Source organism: Nitrospirillum bahiense (assembly GCF_007828025.1).
Classification (GTDB): Bacteria; Pseudomonadota; Alphaproteobacteria; order Azospirillales; family Azospirillaceae; genus Nitrospirillum; species Nitrospirillum amazonense.
Window position 1 is genome coordinate 37,015 of record NZ_VITO01000009.1, and the last position, 23,430, is coordinate 60,444.

A 23,430-nucleotide genomic window follows, 5' to 3' on the forward strand; every position below is an offset into this window, starting at 1 on the left:
TCCCCCAACGCCCTGACCAGTCCATGACCGCGCCGCACCACCGACCTTCTGCTGCCTTCACTGTGAACCGGCACCGAAAGGGAGCCCTGAGCTTGCTCTCGCCCCACAGCCTGATAAATCAGCAAAAATTGTATTGTGGGCAGGGTCCCGACCGGTGCCGGTCGGGACCCTGCTCTTTTGTCACTTTCTTCAGCTGTGTCAGTATATTGCCTTGCATTTCCTAAGAGGCCAAATTCGATGCCGGTTCACACCCGAGGCCGGATACGTTGAAGCAGACTGATCAAGGCGGGATGGTCAAACCACCTGTGGACGGGGCGGGCCAAACGTTGACAACGATGAGCGCCTGTTCGTGAAACCAACCCCGCCGAGCACGAAATTCCTGATAGTCCCGGCCCCAACTCAAAATGGCGAAGGGACATCGTCATCATTCAATGGAAGGCTTTTTTCTGGAAGATCGCTGGGGAAGTACGGATCCGATTCACCGTTGCGACCAAAACCTCCAAAGCCGGCGGCTGCGGGAAGAGTGACCATGTCCAGGCAATCGCGGATTGCCTGCTGATCTCTGCTCCACGAATAACTGAGCCCCTTCTTGAACAGGTTATGGACGCTATACCCTTTGCCTAATGCACCTCCCCGCAGTACCACCCCGTCAAGTTCGAAGGAAAGTCCAGATAAATCGGTGCTCTGACGCGACATTTTGGGGCGCACCACAACACCAGACCTTCGCATAGAGGCTACGAATTCAGTGAAGGTGGTTGTTCCTTTGGCCAGGGCTCCGTTGATCGCCGCCGCTATCTCAACCCGAGGGACCCGCTTCCCCGCAAGGGCCTGCTGGATATCAGCCCGAGTGAGAAGCATCGATTCAGTCATGACGTTTTCAGGCGCAAGCAGATGGGAGCGCGCCACTTGGCAAAGTTCCAGTTCTTTTTCGATGTCTCTCACAAGTAATTCGCCGCGTCGGAAGTCCCAGCTGTCGGGCACAACTGCGCCATCGGCGTTTACACGGCTCGCAGCGATATGAATATGATCGCCATCAGGCTGATCGTGGCGCACAATCGTATAGGCCTGATAGCCCATCGCCTGCGCCCATTTCTTACCAATACTGGCCCACTCCTGATCAGTCAGCCACCGGTCACCAGGCGCGGAGCGGAGGCTACAGTGCATTACTGACCGCATCAGGTTGGGGCGGAGACGCCGGAGAGCATTATATTGCAAGGTCATGGTGAGGATATTGCCGCTCGACACCGTGCCTCCGACGACGGCCACCCGGTCACGTTTGCGGCCTGCATGATCCAGCTCGCCCAAAAGATATTCCAGCAGCCTCCGCATGTCTGCGCCACGTCCGATTTTTTCAAGCATCTGGATCGCCTCCGCCGATCAGCGTGGCGCCCAGCCTCTCAATCTGCATCTGGATTTCAATGATTTGGCCCATTAGCCCCGCTTCGTCCAGGTCGCGCCATTCGCGCGCATACAACAGGATTTCGCGCAAATTGATGGAAAGGTTAGATAACTCTTCCCATCCCGCCAAATTGATGATGGAGGGTGCAGCCGTGAGGCGCCGGCCCAAGGCGGCCCGTCGGACGTAATCGCCGAAGGGCTGACGGGCGGCTTCTGCACGTTGCCCAATTTCTCGCCGCTCCTCATCGGATAGCCAGATTGTGGTTTGTCGGCGCCGGTCGCCAACGTCTTTTTTCGGGCGCGCCATCGTAGCCTCCACCTTATTCACAGGCTGCGGAGCAACCTGAAATGTGCCGTGGCTGGAACGGCAAGTGGCCGCCAGCCGGAGATCCAGGGCGCCCGCAGAAGCGGATTTCCCCTGGCGACAGCAAGCCACACATGGCTGGCTGCCGCTCTATCAGGCTAAGCGCAGGGTGGTGGAATGGCCGCAGGCAATTTTCGCCTGAACCAATACCGGCGTGATGGAAAATGGCCGTGAGGGGTAGCGGCGCCTACCAGGGAACACAATCAAACCGAGGTTTACCGCAACCGGTAAACATGGCTTGCTAAGCTTAGCCAACGGGCACCATTGGCGACAACGAAATCGGCAAGGCAGACTAGGCTAGACTATTCCACGGCCATCCGCGGGAACGCTCAAAACGGCGCCTCGAAGATCCCCGCGCCATCTGTCCGAACCGTATCCACCAGCAGGGCGCGATCGAGGTGCAGGTTCCGGGCTTCGCAGCTCGTCTCTGCGATCAGCAGGCAACCGTGGCAGGCGGCGCCATGTAGAGCGCGGTCCTCGTCCGCCTTGCCGGGCTCATGGTCGGCGCATACCGGGTCCCCTGAGCAGAGCCGCAAGCGCTCCAGCGCGTTGGCCAGGATGTGGTGGAACCGGCGGGTCACCTCAACCAGACCGCCCAAGGTCCCTTGCATGCCGGCGCTGGCGGTGTAGATCAGAATCCCGGCCTGACGCTCGCCGGATGCCGGGACGGGCGGGACATAGATCCGCTCCTTCAGCGAACTGGCCGGATAGCCGCAGTCCAAGGCCACCTGGGTCATGAGCGCATGCGCCAAGCTATGGGCCATGACATACTCCGGCCGGACGCGTTCCCCCAACGACCGGCGATCAAGGCTCAAGCCGCCGTCTCGCCGGATGCGCTCCCAAGTGGCGATGCCGGCCTCAAGCTCATACGCCCTGCTGAGCAAACCGTCACCCAAGAGCCAATCCCGCAGAGCTTCGGGCTTGAACGTCAGAAAGAATCCTTCCCCGAACTGTTCGATGGCCGGTAGCCATGTTGGCCTGGCGGCCAACGGCGCGCCCTCCACCGCCAAGCCCACGTCTTCCAATTCATCATTGGCCATCGCCGCAGGCTCCAGGCGGGTAAAGCCGTAGAGGCAGGAAACCTCACGCAGGCGATGCACGGCCACCAGGGAGCCGATACTTTCCAATTCGAGCGCATCCGCTGGGTCCCAGATGGCCCGGTCCAGAGTTTCGGCATGCAAAAGCGCGGTAGGCGCATTCTCACCAATCAGCGCCCGCCCACAGGAAAACAATTCGAATTCCGCGAGGCGTGGGTCCTTGGCATCGTCGCCATTGGCGGAGCTGGCCAATATGGTCTGAAGGCGCGCGAACACATCCTCATCATCATAGCCCTCCAGCGCGGCGCCGATGGCGGGGTTCGCGACACGGGCGATGCTGATCCAAGCGGCGTTCTGGGCCGTCCGCAGGCTAGAAAGGTGCTGTTCAATACGACGGGTCAGCTCATCCACCGCTTGCGGCAGCGAGATGACCGTGGCCACCTGGGGGAAATAGGTGTTGGTGGCGCTGCGGGTCAGAAGTCGCAAGCCTTTCGGCGCATCACACGTCACGGGATCCCGATCACCAATCCAGGGACGTTCCCCCGTGCAGTTTCCCAGACGATGGGGTTGAAACAGCTCGGCCAAGGTCAGCGACTTTTCGCAGTCGCAGACGATCTGGGTATCACGCGGGTCGGCGCTGGCGCTGGAGTCCACAAGCCACATGGCCTCGCGGCACGGCTCGCCCCGGTGCAAGATCCACCGCCAGTCGATATCCTGAAGATGCCCCTTGGTGCAGCCGGCAACGAAGCGTACCGGCGACACCTTACGCTTCTTACGATCCTCCCCGATGTATTCCTTGCGCTTCTGCGGTTCCAGGTCGCTAAACCGCACCAGCCGGCGGCGGCCTGGCTTATCGCCATCGATGGTCTCGCACACGAACCACTCTGGAAACAGCGGCGCGTCAATGGATGGCGGACGGGACGCCCTGATGTCGTTGGGGTCTATCGGCGGGGTGCGGAACGTCGGGGGCGCATCCCCCGCCAGGCGAGGGTCACCAGCCAATCGCTGTTGCAGAAGTCGAGCCAGGCGAGGCTCATCAATAGGGCGGAAGGCGTCGACGCCCGCCATGTTCCACCGGTCCAGGCTGCCCACGATGACGGAACGCTCCGGCAGGTCGATCATGGCCCCGGGGCCATAGACACCAACGACCTGGCTCATGCGGATGGTTGTGTTACCCATGTCTCTCCCCGTCAGCGCAGTTCGTTGCCGTAGCGGTCCATGACCTTCAACGGCGAAGCGTGCTCCACATCACGCATGGAGCGCCCCGCCACAAAGCGTTGAGCCGCTGGCGACAGTCGCGACACCAACGGATCCAACGGCTCATGCAACAGGGCCTTGTCACGGGGGTAACCATAGAAAAGGTCGCCGCCGTTGCCGGTCTGGTTATCCGCCGTGGCGGCCCAATCGCGAACCAAGCCGGCCACAAGGTCGCGCAGGGCCTCGCGGCCACCGACCACCGCGTCATTGGGTGCGCGGTTGAGGATGACTTCGACAATCTGGTCATGCAGGGCGGGATTATTGAGCACCCGCGCGGCCGCCTTCTCCGGTGTGAGGTTGGGGTCGAGATGTCGCGCCGCCGCCACGACAACGGCGGCCAAGGCCCGGTCCAGGGCCCGCGCCGCCCATGGGGTCACGCTGGTTGCTTCCACCGCGCGATAGAAGCAGGCATGGAAATGCCGGAACTGCTCATGGTGCATCCGGTCCCGCGGCTTGTGGACGTTCAGCAGAACGAGCACCAGCCCCGGCCGCTCCTCCTTACGTCCAACACGGCTGGTCGCCTGGATATATTCCGACGCCGTCTTGGGTTGTCCCTGCACCAGCATCAACCCCAAGCGGCCAATATCCAGACCGACGGAGATCATATTGGTCGCCATCGAGACGTCCACGCCCTTGGGATCGGCACAGGGCAGCGCCAGCGTGTCCTTGGCGGACGCAACGTCGTCGGTGGTGACGCGGGACGTGAGTTCCAGCGGCGCTCTCAAATGGCGATCCGCAAAGGGTGCGTCCGCTGGTGACACGCGCCGGCGTTCCGTGCCGTAACTGCGCAATCGGGCCGTCACTTCGTCCTCGACGATGCGTCGGGCCCCGCCCAGTTCGCGGAGGGCGTTGAAGTAGCAAATCGCCGTTTCATAGGCGTCCGCCTCACCACCCGCTTCCGCAGCCGCGCGGGCCGCAGCCAGCAGCGTGGTCAAGGCGCGCAGGAAAATCAGCTTCGGCCCGCGCCCCGGCGATGCCAGCCCGACATAGAGACGCGCCGGCTTTTGATCCGGCCGCGCCGTGACGGCGAAAAAGCTATTCCGACGATCAGGGCCGGGCGGTGGGAACACCGCCGTGCGGTGACGATCAAACAGAAGCCGCACCTGGTCGGCGGCCCGCCGCACCGTGGCGGTGCTCGCGACGATTTTGGGACGGATGCGGCGTCCACCATGCTGCCGGGACGCCAGGTGGTCTAGCGCCACCTCATACAAGGCCGCGACAGTCCCCAGCGGGCCGCTGATCAGATGAAGCTCGTCCTGAATGATCAGGTTGGGGGGCTCCAGCTGATTGCCACTCCAGAGCCGTTTGCCCTGGCCCGGGTCCGCGGCGCCGTAGAAGCCCCAATCATCCGCCCGGTCGACATGCCCGAAGAACGCCCCGACCTGTCCCACCCAGGGCAATGCCGCGAACTTGTCGACGGTGGCGATCAGGAAGGCGGGCAGCCGGCGGTAGATGGCCTCGTCCACCGTCAGGATGGGCAGTGGCCTATCTCGCGAGAAATCGCAGGTCGTGTTGGCGCACCCGATAACCATGTTCTGGGGCGCCACATCACTGGGGACGCATCGGAAACTTCTTCTCTCAAAGGGTGCGCCACACCAAGGACACTCTTTGATCGGCGCCGGCGCCTCCCGCCCATCCCTAATAAAGCGGCGCACCCGCGCCACCGCCGTGTCGGTCCTGCCGTCGCCGGTCTTACCCAGGCGGTTGGGTGAGGCGGCGGAGCCAACCCAAAGCCCGATCTCAATGGGCCAATCCCCCAGCAAGCGGCGGCCGCCCCCCTGCCACCCTGGTTCCCCGCGCATCAGCTCCAGCGCGCAAACCACCCCAGCGGCGCGCGTCAGCTGATCCAGCGTCAGCAGGCGCAAGGTGTAGCGCATCAGCACCGACACGCCCGCCCCGAGTACACCATCGGCCGACAGCCGGCGCCAGGCGATGGTCCAGGCCGCGAGGCCCAGATAGGCCTCCGTCTTGCCACCGCCAGTGGGGAAGAACAGCAGATCCGCGATTTCCCGGTCGGCATGATCCGGTTCGGCCAGGCCACGCAGATTCAGCAGGATGAAGGCCAGCTGGAAGGGCCGCCATTTCGGTGCCCGCTGCGCCAGGGGATCGCCATGACGTCCGGCATTGCGGCGGCGGGACGCGCGCGACACCGCCTCGTTCATGGCCACGAAGGCCAGGCGCGCCCTGTCGTTGTCTTCCAATAATTGGATGCCGTCGGCGACCCGGGCCTGGGCGTCCCGCGCCGCCGTCAACAAGGCCCTGGCGGTCGCCTGGCGCCTGTCACCGACGATGGAGCGCGCGGCATCCTCCTGTTCGCCCAGCCACGCGCCATAGGCGGCCGGCAACCCGCGCAGCGCGGCCGTCAACGCCTCGGCCCCGCGCTTCGCCGCTTCGGCCAGCGCCTCCATCCCAAACTCGACATCGGCGATGGCCTCGTTGGGTTCCACCCGCTCCACCTCCGCCTGGGGAAGATGGTCGGTGAACACGGCCCGGACCTTGCCATCCGCGTCCGTCCGCCAGCCGGCGGACACGCCGCGCCCCACGGCATATTCCGCCACGTCGCGGAACTGCAGATCAGCGATAGCGGCGTCGACGTCGGACGATCCGTAACCCGACAAGTCACAGCGCGGATAGAAGCCGGTCGCGCATCGCACCTCCAACCGCACCTGGAAGGCGTAGGCGACATCGGCATAGCGGCGGCGCACGGATGACCGGCGGTTGACCACCATCACCGTCAAGGCCCTCACCGGGGTCGATGACCCATCCGGCTGCTTGATCAGATAGGGGCGGGCATGCGCCTCAAGGAAGAGCCCACCGATGGGACGTTGGGCGCCGCCCGTGCTCGGCATCGGAATGCTGGCCCCCCGCCCTTCGGGCACCGCGATGCGCAGGACCTGTTCATTAGGCACCCGGCACCACTGTACATCTGGACTGGCGCGGTCGCCGCCCGTCGCCTCGGGGGCCAGGACCTCGGGCGGTAATGGTGGTTCCGTACGGTAGTCGCCCCAATTGAGCACCACCTCCACCTCTGTCACGCCGTCAGGGATCAGGGTGGTGAGGCCCAGCGAGGCCGGCAGGCGCCTTGGCCGGGCGGATGTCTCGTCCGGCGGGGCGTCGTCGGCGGCACGGGCCATCCCCGTTTCAGGGCCCGCCCCAAGATCATCGCCGAACACGGGACCGTCCTCGTCCTCCTGGGCCTCCGCCTTGTCGTCGTCACGGGGATCCACCGCCAAATCGGCCCGGTCGTCCAGCGATGGCGCCAAAAATCCGCTGAGATACCAGCGTGATGGATTGACCTGCAAAATCTCCCGCGCCAGGTCGGAATCGGTGGGGCCAGGCCCGATCAGGTCACGCCGCAGCACCTCCACCAGGTCATGGCGGACCGCCGCCGCATTCTTTTGCGGACCGGGGAGCGGGGCGGATGGTTGAGTGGGGGTCGCGGCGTCGGTCATGTCACACCCGCTTTGTTTCAGTCGAAAGGCTGGCCAGGGTTTCCCGGTGCCAGGCGATGGTGTAGTTGCGCCGCAGGGCGATGACCGGCCGATGGCCGACCTCATCCAACAGCGTCTCAAGCGCGACCAGCCGGCCGCCCAGGCCCAGCGCCAGGCCCAGCCGCAGGCTGGCCTTGTCCGGCCCGCACAGCACCCAAACATCCGTCCGGGTCAAGGCGTGGCACCACAGCGCCTGTTCCCCCGCGTCCAGGAAGGCGATGGACGGATGTGACAACACGGCGTTGGCACGGTCGATGGCGCCAACCTCGTGGATCGCCCGAAAATCCCCGCGCAAGGCGGCTTCCTCTATGCGCTGCTCCGGCCGGCGGTTCTGCGCGCCAGTCTGGGTTTCGATGACGCAATCCTCCACCGTCTCCAAGCGGTGGCCACCCCGCAGGGCCCGCCAGCTGCCAGTCCGGTGCGCCTCCAGGATGACGTTGGTGTCCACCAGAACCAGCCGCGCCCCCATGCCCAATCCTCACAAGCCGGGATCGAAGGCGACGCCCTGCGCCGCGAACGCGTCCACCACGTCATCCAATGGCATGTCGAGCAAGCCGGCGACCTTTCGGGCGGAAATCAGCCCCTCATCCACCGCCTGGGTCACAAGTTCCGCGAACGGGCGGGAGAACAGCGGGGGCGCCTCCACCGCCACGGGCTTGCGGCCGTTGTTCCGCAACGCGTTCTCATCGACCGTCTTGGCCCGGCCCTTGGTCAGCATTCCAGCTGCGACCAATCGCCACCGCAGCGCCGACGCGCTCACGCCCAGCGCCTCCGCCGTGTCGTTCAGCCGGCTGACCAAGGCGTCATCCGCCAAATCGGCCCAAGGGCCAAAGGGCGCGATCACGCTGCTGGGCATCAGGACGGCCGCCGCGAAGTTGTCGGCCAGTTGCTCCACCCGCCCCTTGGGCGCGGCGACGGTGTCCTCCAGGTGATCCGGCGGCATGGCGTCCCAGGTCAGGATGTGGAACAGCTCATGCGCCAGGTCATAATGGCGCCGGCCTGCCACCTCCTGCCGGTTGATCAGCACGGCATCCAATTCCGGCAGGTGGCAGGCGGCGCCCGAGACTCCCCGGAGGGCATCAACCATCAGGACCAGGATGCCCAGCCTGTCCTGCATCACCTCTGCCAAGCGGCGCGAGGGGACCGGGCCCAGGCCGAATTCCTCGGCGAACCGCTCCCCCGCGACCATGGCCTCCTCATAGGAACTGGCTTTGCTCAGGCCCAAGGCTTGGCGCAGCAGGGGCGGCCGGCGCCCCAGTTCCGCGCCCAGGGCGCGGTACAGCGCGATCAGCCGGCCGGCATGTTCCTCGTAATCGGCCAGCTTCTGGGGCGGCACGCCCGCCTGCCGCCAGGAGAAGCGACCGACACCGGCCAGCAGGAATGGGTCGGTGAAATAGGTCAGCGGCGCGGCCAGCACCTCGGCAAAGCGCACCAATTCCGACGCGGAGACGCGGCGGTCGCCGTTCTCGATGGCAGACAGCGTCTGACGGTCGCTGAACCCCAATAGCTTGGTGACGCCATCCTGCGTGAAACCCAGCGCCTCGCGCCTCACCTTGATCCGAGCCGCTATCAATCCGTCCGACATCACCCGCTCCTTTAACCGAGCCTTGCTATGGCAGAGCAAATTTAGCCATGCAAGATTTTCTTGCGAGTTTTGATTTGCAAGAAAAGAGCCCGCGACTTATTCCCCACCCTCCTCCGGCGCGGGGGCCACCCCTGGGGACAAGCCGAGGGCCCGCTCCTCCGCCGCCCGGGATTGGTTCAGGTCAAGCAAGCGGGCCAGAACCTCATCCCGAAAATCCGAGGGCCAGAACAGCCGCCCCTGATAACGATGATCGGTTTCGTTATCTTCGGTCAAAAAAATGGGCGTCGCGTGATCCGCAAGATCGTGCCAGCCGTAAGCACGAAGAACGGCGAGGTCTATCGACAGGTGAATCTCTCGCAACAACTGACCACGAGAGCAATTCTCTTTATGATCTCTAAAAAGATTGTAAATTCCCGTGAGGCCAACCCCTTCAGAAGCCATTAATTCAGCTCTTTTTTCATAATAAAACATGCCAGAATCATTCATGATGCTCCCACAACATTCTCGAGGGAATGGAAAATTTTCAAAGCAATCACTTATATTGTACCTTGAGTCATCCTTTAGAGAAGACCCAAATTCTCTTACCCATGTCTCATGCACCCGAGAAGACAAGGTCGCAATAGAGGCATAATCTGCGCCAGGAAAAACTATCAAGGTCTGGTCCGGCAAGATTTCACCAGACAAATATGTGAATGTTGAAAAATTTGAACTCGTTAGAGACCTAACTAGCATTTTACCTGAGCCGTCTAATGCGCGCCGCAGCCCTGGCCTCTTCTCAGCATATTGCCACCAGCGATCCCTTAAGGCCGGACGCTTCTGTAGAAGACGCTCCGGCTTCACCAGTCGCTCAACAATCTCCAGCAAATCGGGCCAATCCGCCGCGACCGGGTCGGGATAATCCAGCGGCACGATGCCTCGACGGCGGCAGGCCGCTCGTTCATCATCATTCATATTGGCCCATTGCTTCGCCATGACATCCCGGCGCAACGGAAAGTCGTTGAAGTCGATGGCATAGCGGCGATGGGCGTGGGTGGGGCTGGTGTTCACCTCCTCCCCACCCAGATAGGGGAAGATCCGCTCGGCGTTTCGAGGGTCCTTTTCGATCAGCCGGTGCATTTCGGCGATGGACGTCGCCTTACCCTTGGCGGCGGCCTCGTCATCGAAAGTGAAGCCCAACCCCAATAAGATCATGCCCTGGAATGACTTGCCCGCGTTGGCGGCCAAGCGCGCCGGGCTGGCGTCCAGGTCCCCCTCCACCAGATAGGCGCTGATGCGGCGCACCGGGCGACCGTCAAGATGGGGCTGGCCTTGCCTGGCCTCCCCGCCGTTTTCTCCTTTCGACACATGGACGACGGAAACGACGACGGCCGCGTCCCCCGGCCAGGGGAGGCGCCGCACCGCGCGGGCAATGATGCCACCCTGTTCCAGGATCACACGCAGACCCGCGTCCCGGGTGTCCCCCTGGCCGATGGTGTTGGTGGCGATCAGCCCGAAACGGCCACCGGGGCGCAGCAGCGCGAAGGCACGGCGGAAGAAGTGCGCGACGATGTCGGCATTCCCATGGGCCCCCGGATGCAGGGTCTGGAGCCAATCCAGGTAATGGTCGCGGTTGCCGTTGATCAGCGTGTTCTTGCCGGCGAAGGGCGGGTTGCCGACGATGGCGTCAAAACCGCCCTGTGGCCCGGTGAAGACCTCGGGAAACTCGAGTTCCCAATGAAACGGCTTTAGCGGATGGGGGCCAGACGCCAGGGCAATGCGGGCGGCCGAGGTGCGTTCCCACAGCTTGTCGGTGTTGCCGCCGCCGGCCTCCATCTCCAGCCCCACGCGCGCCCAGTCCCGCTCTTTGGCCTTCCCGCTGGTGAAGAAGGCGGCGACGACGGCGTCCCCCAATGCCCGCGCGTGGTCCAGGCGCGCCTCGATCCGCTGGTGCCGCCTCTCCTGCACCGCGCGACTGACGTCGTCGGGCGCCTGGCGAATTTCCTCGCGCCCCTCCAAAACGGCGGTGACTCGTTCGGTGACCAAGCCGCCCAGCAGGGCCAGGGGCGGCTGGCTGGTATCCCAGTTCAGGGCGCTGATCTGCGCGCGGCTCAGGCCTACCAGGCTGTCGCCGCTCTTCAACGCATGGTCGAGGAAGGTGAATTCGTGGTCACGCGCCAGCGTCGCCAGCCACAGCGACAGGCGGGCCAGATCGGCCGCCAGCGGGTTGCGGTCCACCCCATACAGGCACCGTTGGGCGACCAGGCGCCGGGCCAGCAAATCCTCATCCTCATCCGGCGCGATGGCGGGACGGGTCCCCGGGTGGCGGGCCCATGCCGCCACCAGCCGCGCCGCCAGTTGCCGGCAGGCCTCCACCAGGAAGGCGCCTGAACCCATGGCCGGATCGCAGACCTTGAGCGCCAGAACCTCCTCCGGCGTGGCGTTGTCACCGATGCGGGCGAAGGCGGGCTCCAGCGCGTGACGGACGATGGGTCCCGTCAGGTCGCGCGGGGTGTAGTGGCTGCCGGTGCGGCGACGCTCATCCGTCGGCTGCAACAGCGGGGTGCCGGCGGGAGCGGTGCCGTGGGGGCTGGCGCGGTCATCGACAATGGGGCGCAGGGCCTCCGCCAATTGGGCGGCATCGGCCGCGGCGGCCAGGGGGGTGGTGACGCGGGCGGTAAGGCCGCCCCGGTCAGCCTGTTCCTTGAGATATTTTTCCCGCTCCTTCCCCTTGGTCGCGGCCAGCGCGGCCAAGTCAACGAACACCGGCGTGCGGTTGTTCTTGCCAGCCTTGATGGCCAGGGCGGGCCCAGCCATGGTCAGGACGGTGAAGCCCATCACGGTTTCATAGACGCTGCCGATCTGTTCCACGTCCAGCGTCCGATAGGACAGCTTCTCCCCATCCAGCACCAACAGCGCATCCAGCACGCGCAGGACGCAGCCATCGGTGACGGCCGGCGGGGCGGCGTGATCGCTTGCTTGCCGTCGCCCTTCCAGGAAGGGGAATGTATCGGGGTCGAACAGCTTGCCGCCCCGGCCCCGGATCCAGCCCCCGGTGGTGTCGCCGCCATGAACCAGGCGGAACAGGGCCAGCAGCCGCCCCCAGGCGCCACGCCGCTCGTCCATCGTGTCAGGATGGCGCGCCTTGTCGCCCAGCAGGCGGGCGTGCAGGGTCCGCACCCCATAGCCCTCATCATAAAGGGCGCGGGCGGCGGTGTCGGCGCGTGACGGGATCAGGGCCCGATCCTCCGCATAAAGCAGAAAGATCAGACGCAGAAGAACCGTCAGCAGGCCCTCATAAACATGGGCCGGCCGTTCCGCCGCCAGGCGCTCGACGCTGGCGCGGTCGGCCGCGTGCAGGCCGCGCAACAGCTCATGCAGGGCGCCCAGGACCTGCGTCGCCAGCTTGGCGGAAACCTCCGCCTGGGTGTCGCGGCTGGCCCGCAGCAACGCCGGCAGCCGCCGCTCCGTCGCGTCGGCGAAAAGGCGGAAACTCTCCAGCAGAAGCTTCAGGGCGCCCAGCATGGGGCGCCCTCCGACGGTCGGCAGGGCGCGCAGGGGGAAGACCAGCCAGCCGCTGGTCTCCCCCCTGGGGGCATGGACCAGGCGCAACTCATCATCGGTGATCAACAGACCGGTGGGCACACCGGTCGTCCGCAAAAGACGTTCCAGGCGTTGGTGTGGTGTCGCCTCCCACCCATCCAGGGCGCCCCGACCATCAGGGTCCACGCCCGGCCCTTCGATCCGGACCAGCATTTGCCAACCACCGCTGGGCTCCGCCACGGCCCAGGTGGGCATCAGCGTCGTATCAGCCTCGGGCACGATGGCCACCAGATCGTCTGGCAGCGCCGGTCCCCCCGGCGCGCCGGCAATGAAGGTGGCGTTCCACCCCAGGATGTCAGCGAAGAAGGGCCAGGGGGAGGGCAGCGCAGGGCCATCCTCCGAAACCCCGATGTGTTCCGCCACGGCGTCGCTATCCGCGCGCAGCTGCTCTTCCGGGATAAGGCCATAACGCGTCAGGACGGAGGGCGCGACGACCAGGCCGGTCGGCTGCACATGGCCCAGCCACTCAAGATTGGGATCGGGGGCAGCCATTTAGTTACTCGCAGGCCAAAGGTAGAGAAGACCAACTATTTCCAGGCGGTCGGCCCGAATATCGTAGCTGGCGCGGACACGGTCTGGCTCAGTGACCAACTGCCCGTCAAGCTCCACCAGCTTGCGCCGCCAATGTTCCCGGTCCCGCCGCCGCTGGGCCGCTTCCTGATCCCCAAAAAGACTCAACTGCGTGTCTTCCGGCGCATCCACCGCTGTCGCCACCCGACTCCGCTGTCCCGCGATCAAGGCGCGGAGGTCCTCCGCCTCCTTGATGCCGCGCTCGGTCAGGGCGGCGGCAGCCTCGCGGCGGGCGGCCTCGGCTCGTGTCCGCAATACGGGTTCAAGGTCGGCCGCGTCCTTCGCCGCCCAGGAACGGACGCGGTCAATGGCGACGGCCGGGGGCCGGCGCGGGTCGCGTAGCGCCTTTTCCACCTGGACCATCGTCGCTTCCTCGCCGCGGGTGGCGAACGGCTTCAGGGGGGTGGTTCCCCGTCCCGCCTCCGTCCACGGCGCGGTGACGGTGATCATCTCCTCGTGCAGGCGGGCAGCACCAGGTCCGTAAAGGGCCAGGCGGCCGATCAGGACCACGCGCGGCTGGGCACCGGGGCCAACCACCACGCAGGCACGCGACAATCCCGACTGAAACCCTTGGGACAGGAATCGCCCCAGCAGGCGGCGGACCAGCCGATGTTCCAGATGCAGTTGAACCACACCCTCGGCGTCCGCCCCCTCCGCCGTGATGGCGGGGCGGAAGGACAGGGCCCGCAACGGCGCAGCGGCCCGCCAATCCTTGGTTGACTTATCCGCCCGTGTACGACGACGGGCCCGCAGCGTGTCCAACGCTTCCGGCCACCCGGCGGTCGAGAAGGCCGGGTTGCTGGCGTCCAGCTGGAACACCGGCGTCCCCTCGACGCTGCCTGTCGGTTGGCCCAATGGAACCCCGGCGCGTGACAGGGCTGTGGCGACGACGGCGCTCAGTTGCTCCGGGTCCACACCGACGCGTTCGCGCGATTGTTCCAGATGCTTGCGCAGTTCATCTATCTCACGCGCCTGCCGGGCACGGCGACGCTGCGTGTCATCGTCCATCTCCTCATTGGCTTGATGGACCAGCGGATCATCCCCAGCCGTCTCCACCTCCTGGGCCAGGGATTGCGCCGCGACGATGCCGTTGCGGGCCAGCTTATCCGCCAGCCGGGCGGCGATGACCTGGCCGGCGGAGCCCAGTTGATCGCGGATCAACTCAGTTTTCCTGACCAGCGCCTGTAGCACCACATCTTCAGGTCGCTGGGCGTAGACGAAGTAGCGACAGAAGACCTCCTCCGCCGGCTGCAATTTGCGATCGATACGCCCGTTGCGCTGCTCCAGCCGGGCCGGGTTCCAGGGCAGATCGAAGTGGATGAGATCGTGGCAGCGGGTTTGTAGGTTGATGCCTTCCCGCGCGGCATCGGTGCAGAGCAGGATGCGCAGGGGGTCGGTGGCGGGATCGGCGTTGAAGCGGCGCTTCAGCTCCTCACGCTCGTCCAAAGGCGTGGCGCCGGTGAAATGGGCCAGCCGGTCCTCCGGCGCCAGATCATCCAGCGCCTCCATGAGCCGACGCTCCAACCACCGCCGGGTGGCCTCATACTCGGTGAAAATGACCAAGCGTCGGGTATTCCACCGGCCATTGGGCGCCATCTGCGCGCGGATCCAGTTGGCCAACCAGGTGACCCGGGCATCGGGTCGTCGGGCGGCCTTCAGCGCCAAGTCCAACATCGCCTGGGCGGCGGCGAGGTCCGCCACGGGTGCAGCGAAGCTGGCGGCGGCTTCCGCCCGCCGCATCTCTTCCTTTTCCAGCACGTCATTCATGCCGGCGCCGTCCTCGGTCTCGGCTTCTTCGACTTCGGCAGCCCCGTGGACGAAGGCTGCCGCCACAGCGGCGGATGCGGTCCGGCGCTTCAGGCCATTGATATGAATGGCCAACGTGTCAGCGAAGGCCTGGGCTGACGATAGCAAGCGCTGCTGAAGTCCCACGAAAGCCAAGCGTGCCAGCCCCGCTTCCCGGGCCGGCAATGTCTCCGCCCGGGTCCTCAGCCCCTCGCCGTAAGCGGCCAGCATCCGCGGAAGCAGAAGATCGGGGGCGTCCTCCGGCAGGTCACGAAGGATGACGGGCTCCACCGTACGCTTGGGGAAGCGTTCGCCAAAATGCCGAAGGTCGGACTTGAGGCGGCGGACCATGACGGCGTCAAGCTCACGCGGGCGGACAGGGACCGCCCGCGTGAAGCGCTGTGGATCAAGGATTTCCAACAGCGACGAAAATGAGTTGCTGTGCCCGTTATGGGGGGTGGCCGACAGGAACAGGCGATGTTCGAAACAGGCGGCCAGCCCCCGCACGGCCCTGGTGAATTGGCTGTCGACGGCATAGCGGGCCCCCGAAGCTGGCGCCGCATGATGTGCCTCATCCAGGATCAGAATCGCTTTTGACCGGAAACTGCCCAGGGCGTCCCGCAAACCGCCAGCGTAGGTATCATCGGTCAACAGCGAATGGGAGATGATGAAGAACGACCCGGCCGTCCACGGATTGGCCGCGAATCCGCGCTCCCGGCGCAGTTGGGCAAGGTGCTCGCGGTCGACAATGGTGAAGGTCAGGCCGAACTTCGCCTCAAGTTCATCCTGCCATTGCCGCACCATGCCGGCGGGAGCCGCCACCACAGCGAAGTCGACCCGGCGGCGCAGCAGCATCTCCCGCAGGACCAAGCCCGCCTCAACGGTTTTGCCGGCGCCGACGTCGTCAGCGATGAGCAGGTTCACCCGGGGAAGGCGCAGGGCCTTCCACAGTGGAAGAAGCTGATAGGCGTCGAGCCGGATACCGGCGCGGAAGGGCGCCTGAAAGAGACGCAGATCCGTCGCGGTCGCCGTGCCCCACTGCAGTGTCCGGATATAAGCGGAAAAAACGGCCGGATCGTCGGTGCCGGTGCGCGCCAGCGCCTCCCAGCCTTCATCACCAAGCCGTTCGGCATCTAATTCGGCCGACCAGACAATGTCCGCGCGTTCGCCCTGGGCGTCGTCATCGACGCAGGCAAGGTTGAGCGTTGTGAGGCCTTCGCCCAAATCACGCTCACCTTCAACCAGCCAACGCCGCCCCCGCAACCGCACAAAATCACCAGTCTGAACGGTCGTCATGCTTTCTTCCCAGATACCAAGGCACGCGCCGAGCGTGCCCTGGTCAGGACGTTAGCAACTTGCAGGGGGCAGCTGTCAATCAACCGTGACAGAATTGCTCGGCGGATCGCGTTTCACCGGCTGCTCGTCGGTACTCACATGCGCCTGCCGCCATCGACCTGCCCACGGACTTTCCGTATATTTTTCCTACTGTTCAGTAATCGCTCCTTGGAATGAATAAGTGATCCAAGGGCACCGGGAACTTCACGCGTTCCACAACCAGCTTGGCTTCCGCCGGCGCAAGGTCCCGCCCGTAGCCCGCGCCCACAGACTTGCCCTCGTGGCCGAAGACCTTGTCGGCGAGCTCTTCATGAAGACCTGCGGCGCGCAGGGCCTGGCGGAAACTATGGCGGAGCGAGTAGGTCACCAGCCCCGGCGCTTTCAGGCCGATGTTGACCAGATAGCGATTCGACCATTTGCTCCAATCATCAGAGGCTTCCGGCCCCTGGACCATGCCCCGCCCGCGACGTTGCTGGTCGGCGGCCCATTGCCGCAGTCCCATTCGCCAGAGGTCTGGCAGCACGGGAATGAGCCGCGGCCCGGCGGCGGTCTTTGACGCGTGCCGCAGGTCGAAGCACTCCACGTCCCCCAACTTTGCGAATTGGGCGGGTAGTTCGGCAATCTCCTCCGTCCTGGCACCGGTCAACGCGGCGAGGGCGAAGAACCAGAAGGGCTCGTCGCGATAATGGAGGGTGCCGGGTTGGGCCCGCTTGCTGGTGGAAAGGAAGCCGGTGAACAGCGGACTGTCGAAAAGCTTTGTCAGTTCCGTAGCTGAGAAAGCCCGCCGCTTGTCGCGGTCCATACGTTCCTGCCGGTTCTCCGCTCGGGGTTGAACGCCATCCGCGGGGTTGCCTGTCGGCAGATGGCCCGCCGATACGGTCCACGCCAGGTAACCGCGCAGGTGGCCCAGCAGCTTGACGATGCTGTCCCGCGCCATCGTTTCCCGTCCCGCCCGTTTGATGGGCCGGTCGCGCAGGTGATCGCAGAACTGCTTGATGTCAGCCTTGGTGATCTCGCTCAGCAGCTTGTCCGGGAACAATCCTCCAAAGGCACGGAACGCCTGGCTGTAGCTGGCCTGCGTCGCCTCCCCCAAGTCCGGCTTGTCTCGAAAAAAAGCCTCGAGATAGGCATCCCAGGGAACATTGGCGGCAGCGGAAGCGACGCCCGCCTCGGGCTGAAGCACCGCTTGCTGCGCGGCGGACGTGCTGATGGATATCGCGGCCTTCAGCTCGCGCATCTCGGCCATCCCCTCCCGGAATATGGCCATGAATTCAGCGCGCATAGCGGCCTCCACGTCAGCAACCGAGGCGGCACGGCTTCGGTCGGCGGCGATGTCCTTTATCTGACTCAGCACGGTATGCTGCCGCCGTGCGAGTTGGGTGGCCCTCCGAACGGTCTCCAAGCCGCACATCGCATTGGCGAGTCGCTGGGTTTGCACACTCTGCTCCTGCGCCTCCACCTCCAGACGGCGGGCCTCCAGGACGGTCCGCTGGCCGGCGAGATCCAAAGCGTCGAGGAATCGGGCTTGGTCCTGCGTCGGCAGGCCCTGAACCTGCTCAGGCGTGACCTGGAAGATCTCTTCGTCGGTCAGTTCGCTGATCGGCTTGCCCAGCACCGTCGCCGCGATCATTCGTCGTGCCTCGCCCCATTGACGATGTACGACCGCCAGAAGCTGGGCCGCCTCCGCCCTGGCCTTCCGGGGGTCCGCCGTCCGCAACGTCCGCGTGATGTGCGTCCGGCCGCTCAAGGCAGCGATATCGGCAGGCGCGCGGACCCGCAAGTAGAGTCTGCGGCGACGTTGGACGATGTATGGAATGAGGGTCACAGCCAGCGCCTCCGCGTGTATCACATACGTGTGTCACACGGCTTTTTGGCGAAAGGCGAAATCTAGAGCCAAATCAAGCCATTAGGCCAAATTTGGCGTCCCCTACGGGATTCGAACCCGTGTCGCCGCCGTGAAAGGGCGAAATCAGATCTAGGTGCCACACGGAATATCGGCATATTCCTTGGGCTTTTCGTGCTGTGGGATGCTGTGAGCCGCTGGATTTTGCGGTGCCGTTTGTCCCGCATCTGTCCCGCACAAAGGACACCGCCGTCACGGCTGACAGCCCGTTTTCCACCGCACGGCACTGTCCGGATTTGTCCCCAACCCGAATGGCCGACAAATGGCGCGAATCGGAAGCTTGTGGTGCTCCGGCGCGCCTATCGGCATCAAGGACACCTTATCGATGGCCCGATGGAGCCTCGCAACAGTACCTACCACACAGTGCAACTCCTCGACCCATGGCTTTGCCAGGGACAGATGATGGGTTGGCAGGTTAATTGACCATCCTGCCTGAGCGCGCGAAAGCCGGCCAGCGACTTCAAAGGTGGCCGTGCATGCGGCCACCTTGCTCAGGATTGGCATTGTTGAGGAACTTTAAAGTCTGAAAAAGTCTGACTTAATCCGAACTTTTCTGAATTTTTCCGAAAAAGTCCGAACTTTTCCGACAATGTCGGAGAAAATCCGAAAAAGTCCGAAAAATTCAGACTTATGCCCACCAAAAAATGAGGAATCCCGCGCTCCTTCTTATCGTGCTCTCGGCCGAGCGGCTGGCGGTGCAGGATGTGGCGCGCCGCGCCGGTGTCAGCCGCCCGGCGGTCTGGCGTTGGCATGCGCTACGCCGAACAGGGTGTGGACGGGCTGCTGCGCGACAAAACGCGCAAACCCGGCCGGGCGCCATTGCCCACCGCGACCGTGGCCAAGGTGCTGGCGCTGACCTGCTCGCAACCACCCGGCGCGGTGACCCATTGGACCGGCCGGGCGGTAGCCAAGGCGGTCGGCATCAGCCTGCGCGCCGTGCAGCGCATCTGGGAGGCCCATCGCCTTCAACCCCATCGCCTGCGCACCTTCAAGCGCTCCAACGATCCAGCCTTTGCCGCCAAGGTCGAGGAGATTGTCGGCCTCTACATGGACCCGCCGTGCCACGCGGTGGTGCTGTCTATCGACGAGAAGAGCCAGATCCAGGCGCTCGACCGCACCCAGCCCGGCCTGCCGCTGAAGCCGGGCAAGTGCGGGACGATGACCCACGACTACAAGCGCAATGGCACCACCACGCTGTTCGCCGCGCTGAACACTCTGGACGGAACCGTGGTCGGCCGCTGCCTGCCCAAGCACACCCACAAGGAGTTCATCAAGTTCCTGAATGCTGTGGAGCGGGCCGTCCCGGTGGGCAAGGTGATCCATGCCATTGTCAATAATTACGCCACCCACAAGCATCCCAAGGTCCTGGAATGGCTGGCCGATCACCCGCGCTGGGTCTTCCATTTCACCCCGACCTCGGCGTCCTGGATCAATGCCGTCGAGGGCTTCTTTTCCATCATCACCCGCCGACGCATCCGGCGCGGCGTATTCAAATCCGTGGCCGATCTCCAGGACGCCATCGCCCGATACATCCGCGAGCACAACAAAGCGTCCAAGCCCTTCGTCTGGACCAAGCCAGCCGACATCATCCTCGCCAAGATCGCTCGGCTACCTGAACCTTCTGAATGAGTCAGTGCACTAGGTGCAACCACGGTTCTAGCTTGGCGCAAGAATCGCTTGTCCAAGCCACGCTTTGAATTTGAAGCAGCCGGCCGAACGGTCGCAACATTCGGATTATGTGGTGAGGAACGAGCCGAAGATCGCCCCCACCAGATTTAGATACACGGTCAGCCAGGAGTCAGGGCCGGAAAATCAGTTCTCTCAAAACTCATAGGACAGCGTCATCCCCAGTTCCCGCGGCCGGGTCGTGCTGACCAGACGGTAGCCGGAGTTGAAGGCGGGACCGGCGGTCTCTGCAAAATAGGGCGGCGTGGCGAGATAAGTGCCCACGACTGACGGATAGCTGGCGTTGGCGCTGTTGATGGCGGTGATCTCCCGCGTGTCAAACAGGTTCTTGGCGAACAGGGTCAGGCTCCACCGGTCGTCCTTGCCGCGGACACCGACATAGAGATTCATCTCGGTGATATCGTTGAACTGGTAATGGTCGACCGACGAATAGAACCCCGGTTGATAGGTCACCAACGCCCGGATGAAGGGCTGCACCGCCCCCACGTCGAAATCATATTCGGTGTTGGCCGACAGGTGAAACTTGGAGGTCTGGGCGATCCGGCCGTTGTAGGGGCAATAGGACACGCCCACCGTCGGGGTATTCAGGATGGGCGTGCCGTTGGCGTCGAAGATGTTGCACGGCATCTGGCCGTTCTCATAGTGCGCATCGACATAGCTGACGTTGGCACCAGCGGTCCAGTTGTCGAGAATCTGGCCACGGAGCTGGGCCTCGATACCGGTCGAGCTGACGTTCCCGTTCCAGTTCAGTTGCAGGGTGGAGTCCACGATCCCCGGCCCGTAGAGACCGTCGGACGCATTGATGGTATCAGTCGTGCGACCGATGTAGTTGGTGAAGTCCTGGTGGAAGACGTCGACATTGGCCGACAGCCGGTTGCCCAGGAAACTGCCCTTCAGGCCCAATTCGTAGGAATTGGAGGACTCGTTCTTCGCGACGATCAACGCGCTATTCAGCTGCGCCGTTACACCGACCGAGGCCGGGCCGACACGGTAGGAACGCCCATAGCTGATGTAGGTGGAAATGTCATCGGTCAGCTTATAGGTCAGGTTGGCGCCGCCGGTCACATAGTCCTGCGACCGGTAGGCCGCGCTGTTGGGCAGCGTCCCAAAGTTGTCGTAGACCGTGGTCCCGGCCGAACTGACGGTCAGGAAGCTCTGTTGCTGGCTGCGGGAATGAGTGTAGCGGGCACCCACCTGCAACCCCAGTTGGTCGGTGAACTGGAAGCTGTTGCTGGCATAGAGCGAGGACACATACGTGGTCCCCGGAACGGTGATCCTGACATTCACCGGAATGACATTGTAGAAGGGATAGAATGAACCCGGCTGCGGTGGGGAAGGATACAGCCCGGTCAGGAACTGGTCATTGGGCTGGGTTGTGGTCGTCGGCGTACCTTCTGAATAGTAGGAGACACCTACCAAGTAGTTCCAAAAATTCTGGCCATTGGACTGCAAGCGCAATTCGGCGGACCGGATGTAATAGCTAATGTGATTTTTCTGGAGCTGCTGGTAACCAGGTAGGCTATTCCCCACATCAAGATCGACCAGCTGGTTCAGGACAGCCTGTTGATCACCGGCGTTCAGCACCAGGGTGGCCGGCCCCAGATCCCAGGAGCCTTCAAAGGTGATCAAGTTGGTTTCGCTGACGAATTGCGGGATGCCGTCGGCCACCGCGATGTAGTCGTCGGCACCAGCGACCGGACCGTTGGCGGCCAGCTTCACCGTGGGAGGAAAACCCGGCCCCGACGCCAGAATGGAATTGCCGTTGCCGGCCACCTGCTGGAACTGAACATTCCGGCTTTTCATGTACTGGTCGGTCACGACGAACTGCAGGTCGGGCGTCGGATCATATTCCACCGTGGCACGCACGCTGCCCGTGCGGCCGTGCGAGCGCTCGCCATTGTTGACGTTCCGAACGTCATTGATCCGGTTGCCGTCGAGGACACCGGCAACACGAACGGCCAGCACATTGTCGACGATGGGGGCGTTGATCGCGCCCTGCACGTTCCGCCCGCCCCGGTCCGACACCGTCATCTGGGCATAGCCCCCAACCTTGTCCATGTCAGGCTTGCGGGTGGTGATGGTGATGGCGCCCGCCGGGGCCGTCCGTCCACGCAGCAGACCCTGGGGCCCGCGCAGGACCTCGACCTGGCTGACGTCATAGAGCGAGGTGAAGGCCGTCTGTGCGTCGATGTTGATCTCGTTGAAATAGACATCGACCGCCGGCGCCGATCCCGTATCGGGATCGAAGGGAATGCCACGCAATGTGGCGGCCTGGTTGCGTCCGGTGGTGTTCGCGATCTCAAGCCCCGGCGTCAGCTGCTGGACATCCTGCACCGCTAGGATGTTGTACTTCGCCATGTCCGCCGAGGACACGGCATCGACCGCCATCGGCACATCCTTCAGCGCCTGGGAATGGCGGGTCGCGGTGACGATGATTTCCTCAAGCTCCGTCGCTCCCTGGCTATCCGACGCGCCGGATGCGGCGACAGGCTGGGCCCGTGCGGTGGTGGCCAAACACAAGGACAAGGCGGCGACCCCCGCCAGTGTTGCACCAGCGAAACTGCCACCAAGCGTGGACGCACCTCGGGCGTATGAACGCAAAGACATGTCTTCCCTCCCCGTATGCCGCAGGCTTGTTTCCGCCTCGGCTCTTTGACTTTTGACTAATTCGGCGAGCCCAATCGCCGGAGACGCAGTTTCCCGTCGCGCCAATCACCCTTCCGGCAATTGCGACGTCTGCACTATCATCTTTTACGCAAATAACGGCTTCATAGTACATGATACGCACTATTGCGCAACATCTCTATGTAGTGGCGCCGCATTTTGGCGGTCATTGTGGCCAAGAACCCCACTTTGCGTAGCCGCGATGGCCGGCGGCCCTCAGAGCACGGCGACGCATCCGCGCCATATCCGCGGACAAACTCGCGGGCATGGCGCGGCACACGGCGAAGGCACGCGCGTGAATGGGGTCAAAGGGGCTCTTGCAAGGCACCCGGCCTTCAATTGGCCAAGCCACCGGGTTCCGGCAGGGTGCGATAAACAGATCGCTTCAGCACCCGATAAACGAGCCGTTGGCCTTGCAATGATATCCACGGGCAATCTGCGCCTGGGCGGCCACCAGGGGATCGGTCACCAGGCGTGACAACAGGGCCGGCTTGAGGGAGTGAAGCAACAACACGGCCACCAGCACCAGGAGGCCGGCGGCCACCGACACACCAATGTAATGCAGGCGGAAGCCACTGTCCCGCCCCCCATTGTCCCACCCCCGGGCCCCATGGGCGCTTCGCCCGGACCTGAAGACCATGCTGGAAAAGTGCTTACCGCTCGCCTTGGATAGAGCCATGTCCGCCTCCCCGGGGTTCGGCGGTTTGCGCGGATTCCGCGTCAGGACCACCGTTGTTGTATCGGTCTCTCAGGCAACGCACGCACAGGCAGAGAAC

General features: G+C 64.0%; 11 protein-coding genes and 2 pseudogenes. 1 reads left to right on the forward strand and 12 read right to left on the reverse strand.

Annotated elements, in window-relative coordinates:
• Positions 1–399 precede the first annotated feature (399 nt).
• The 10 genes and pseudogenes from FBZ88_RS14520 to FBZ88_RS31575 form a co-directional block, all read right to left on the reverse strand.
• On the reverse strand, positions 400–1,359 hold the full coding sequence (locus FBZ88_RS14520) for a relaxase/mobilization nuclease domain-containing protein (protein ID WP_145617838.1): 960 nt from the start codon (positions 1,357–1,359) through the stop codon (positions 400–402).
• A complete protein-coding gene (locus tag FBZ88_RS14525; RefSeq protein WP_145617840.1) occupies positions 1,352–1,705 on the reverse strand; it encodes a plasmid mobilization protein in 354 nt (117 codons plus the stop codon). Before FBZ88_RS14525 ends, FBZ88_RS14520 begins: the two co-directional genes overlap by 8 nt.
• Positions 1,706–2,091: 386 nt before the next feature.
• The gene (gene drmB / locus FBZ88_RS14530) at positions 2,092–3,978 is read right to left on the reverse strand and encodes a DUF1998 domain-containing protein (protein WP_145617843.1); all 1,887 of its coding nucleotides are present in this window, start codon (positions 3,976–3,978) and stop codon (positions 2,092–2,094) included.
• An 11-nt stretch (positions 3,979–3,989) separates the two neighbouring features.
• Positions 3,990–7,508, reverse strand: coding sequence for a DISARM system helicase DrmA (gene drmA, locus FBZ88_RS14535; RefSeq protein ID WP_211102668.1), 3,519 nt, complete (start codon positions 7,506–7,508; stop codon positions 3,990–3,992).
• 1 nt (position 7,509) lies between these two features.
• Positions 7,510–8,016 carry a hypothetical protein gene (locus FBZ88_RS14540; RefSeq protein ID WP_145617845.1) on the reverse strand — a complete coding sequence of 169 codons (507 nt, stop codon included), beginning with the start codon at positions 8,014–8,016 and terminating at the stop codon, positions 7,510–7,512.
• Between the two features lie 9 nt (positions 8,017–8,025).
• The gene (locus tag FBZ88_RS14545; RefSeq protein ID WP_145617847.1) at positions 8,026–9,132 is read right to left on the reverse strand and encodes a helix-turn-helix domain-containing protein; all 1,107 of its coding nucleotides are present in this window, start codon (positions 9,130–9,132) and stop codon (positions 8,026–8,028) included.
• Between the two features lie 96 nt (positions 9,133–9,228).
• On the reverse strand, positions 9,229–13,203 hold the full coding sequence (locus FBZ88_RS14550) for an Eco57I restriction-modification methylase domain-containing protein (protein ID WP_145617849.1): 3,975 nt from the start codon (positions 13,201–13,203) through the stop codon (positions 9,229–9,231).
• Complete coding sequence (drmD, locus tag FBZ88_RS14555) at positions 13,204–16,362, reverse strand: DISARM system SNF2-like helicase DrmD (protein ID WP_145617853.1); 3,159 nt, start codon at positions 16,360–16,362, stop codon at positions 13,204–13,206.
• A gap of 193 nt (positions 16,363–16,555) precedes the next feature.
• Positions 16,556–18,031: a site-specific integrase gene (locus FBZ88_RS14560; protein WP_145617857.1), complete on the reverse strand. Its 1,476-nt coding sequence runs from the start codon at positions 18,029–18,031 to the stop codon at positions 16,556–16,558.
• Between the two features lie 12 nt (positions 18,032–18,043).
• Positions 18,044–18,250: pseudogene (locus FBZ88_RS31575) on the reverse strand (DUF6538 domain-containing protein); the annotation flags it as partial.
• A 674-nt stretch (positions 18,251–18,924) separates the two neighbouring features.
• Between FBZ88_RS31575 and FBZ88_RS14565 the strand changes: the two are divergent.
• Positions 18,925–19,933: pseudogene (locus FBZ88_RS14565) on the forward strand (IS630 family transposase).
• 192 nt (positions 19,934–20,125) lie between these two features.
• Here the strand turns inward: FBZ88_RS14565 and FBZ88_RS14570 are convergent.
• Positions 20,126–22,516 (reverse strand): TonB-dependent receptor, encoded by a 2,391-nt coding sequence (locus tag FBZ88_RS14570; protein WP_186464411.1) that lies wholly within the window; start codon positions 22,514–22,516, stop codon positions 20,126–20,128.
• Between the two features lie 523 nt (positions 22,517–23,039).
• Positions 23,040–23,333: a hypothetical protein gene (locus FBZ88_RS14575; protein ID WP_145617862.1), complete on the reverse strand. Its 294-nt coding sequence runs from the start codon at positions 23,331–23,333 to the stop codon at positions 23,040–23,042.
• Between the last annotated feature and the right edge of the window lie 97 nt (positions 23,334–23,430).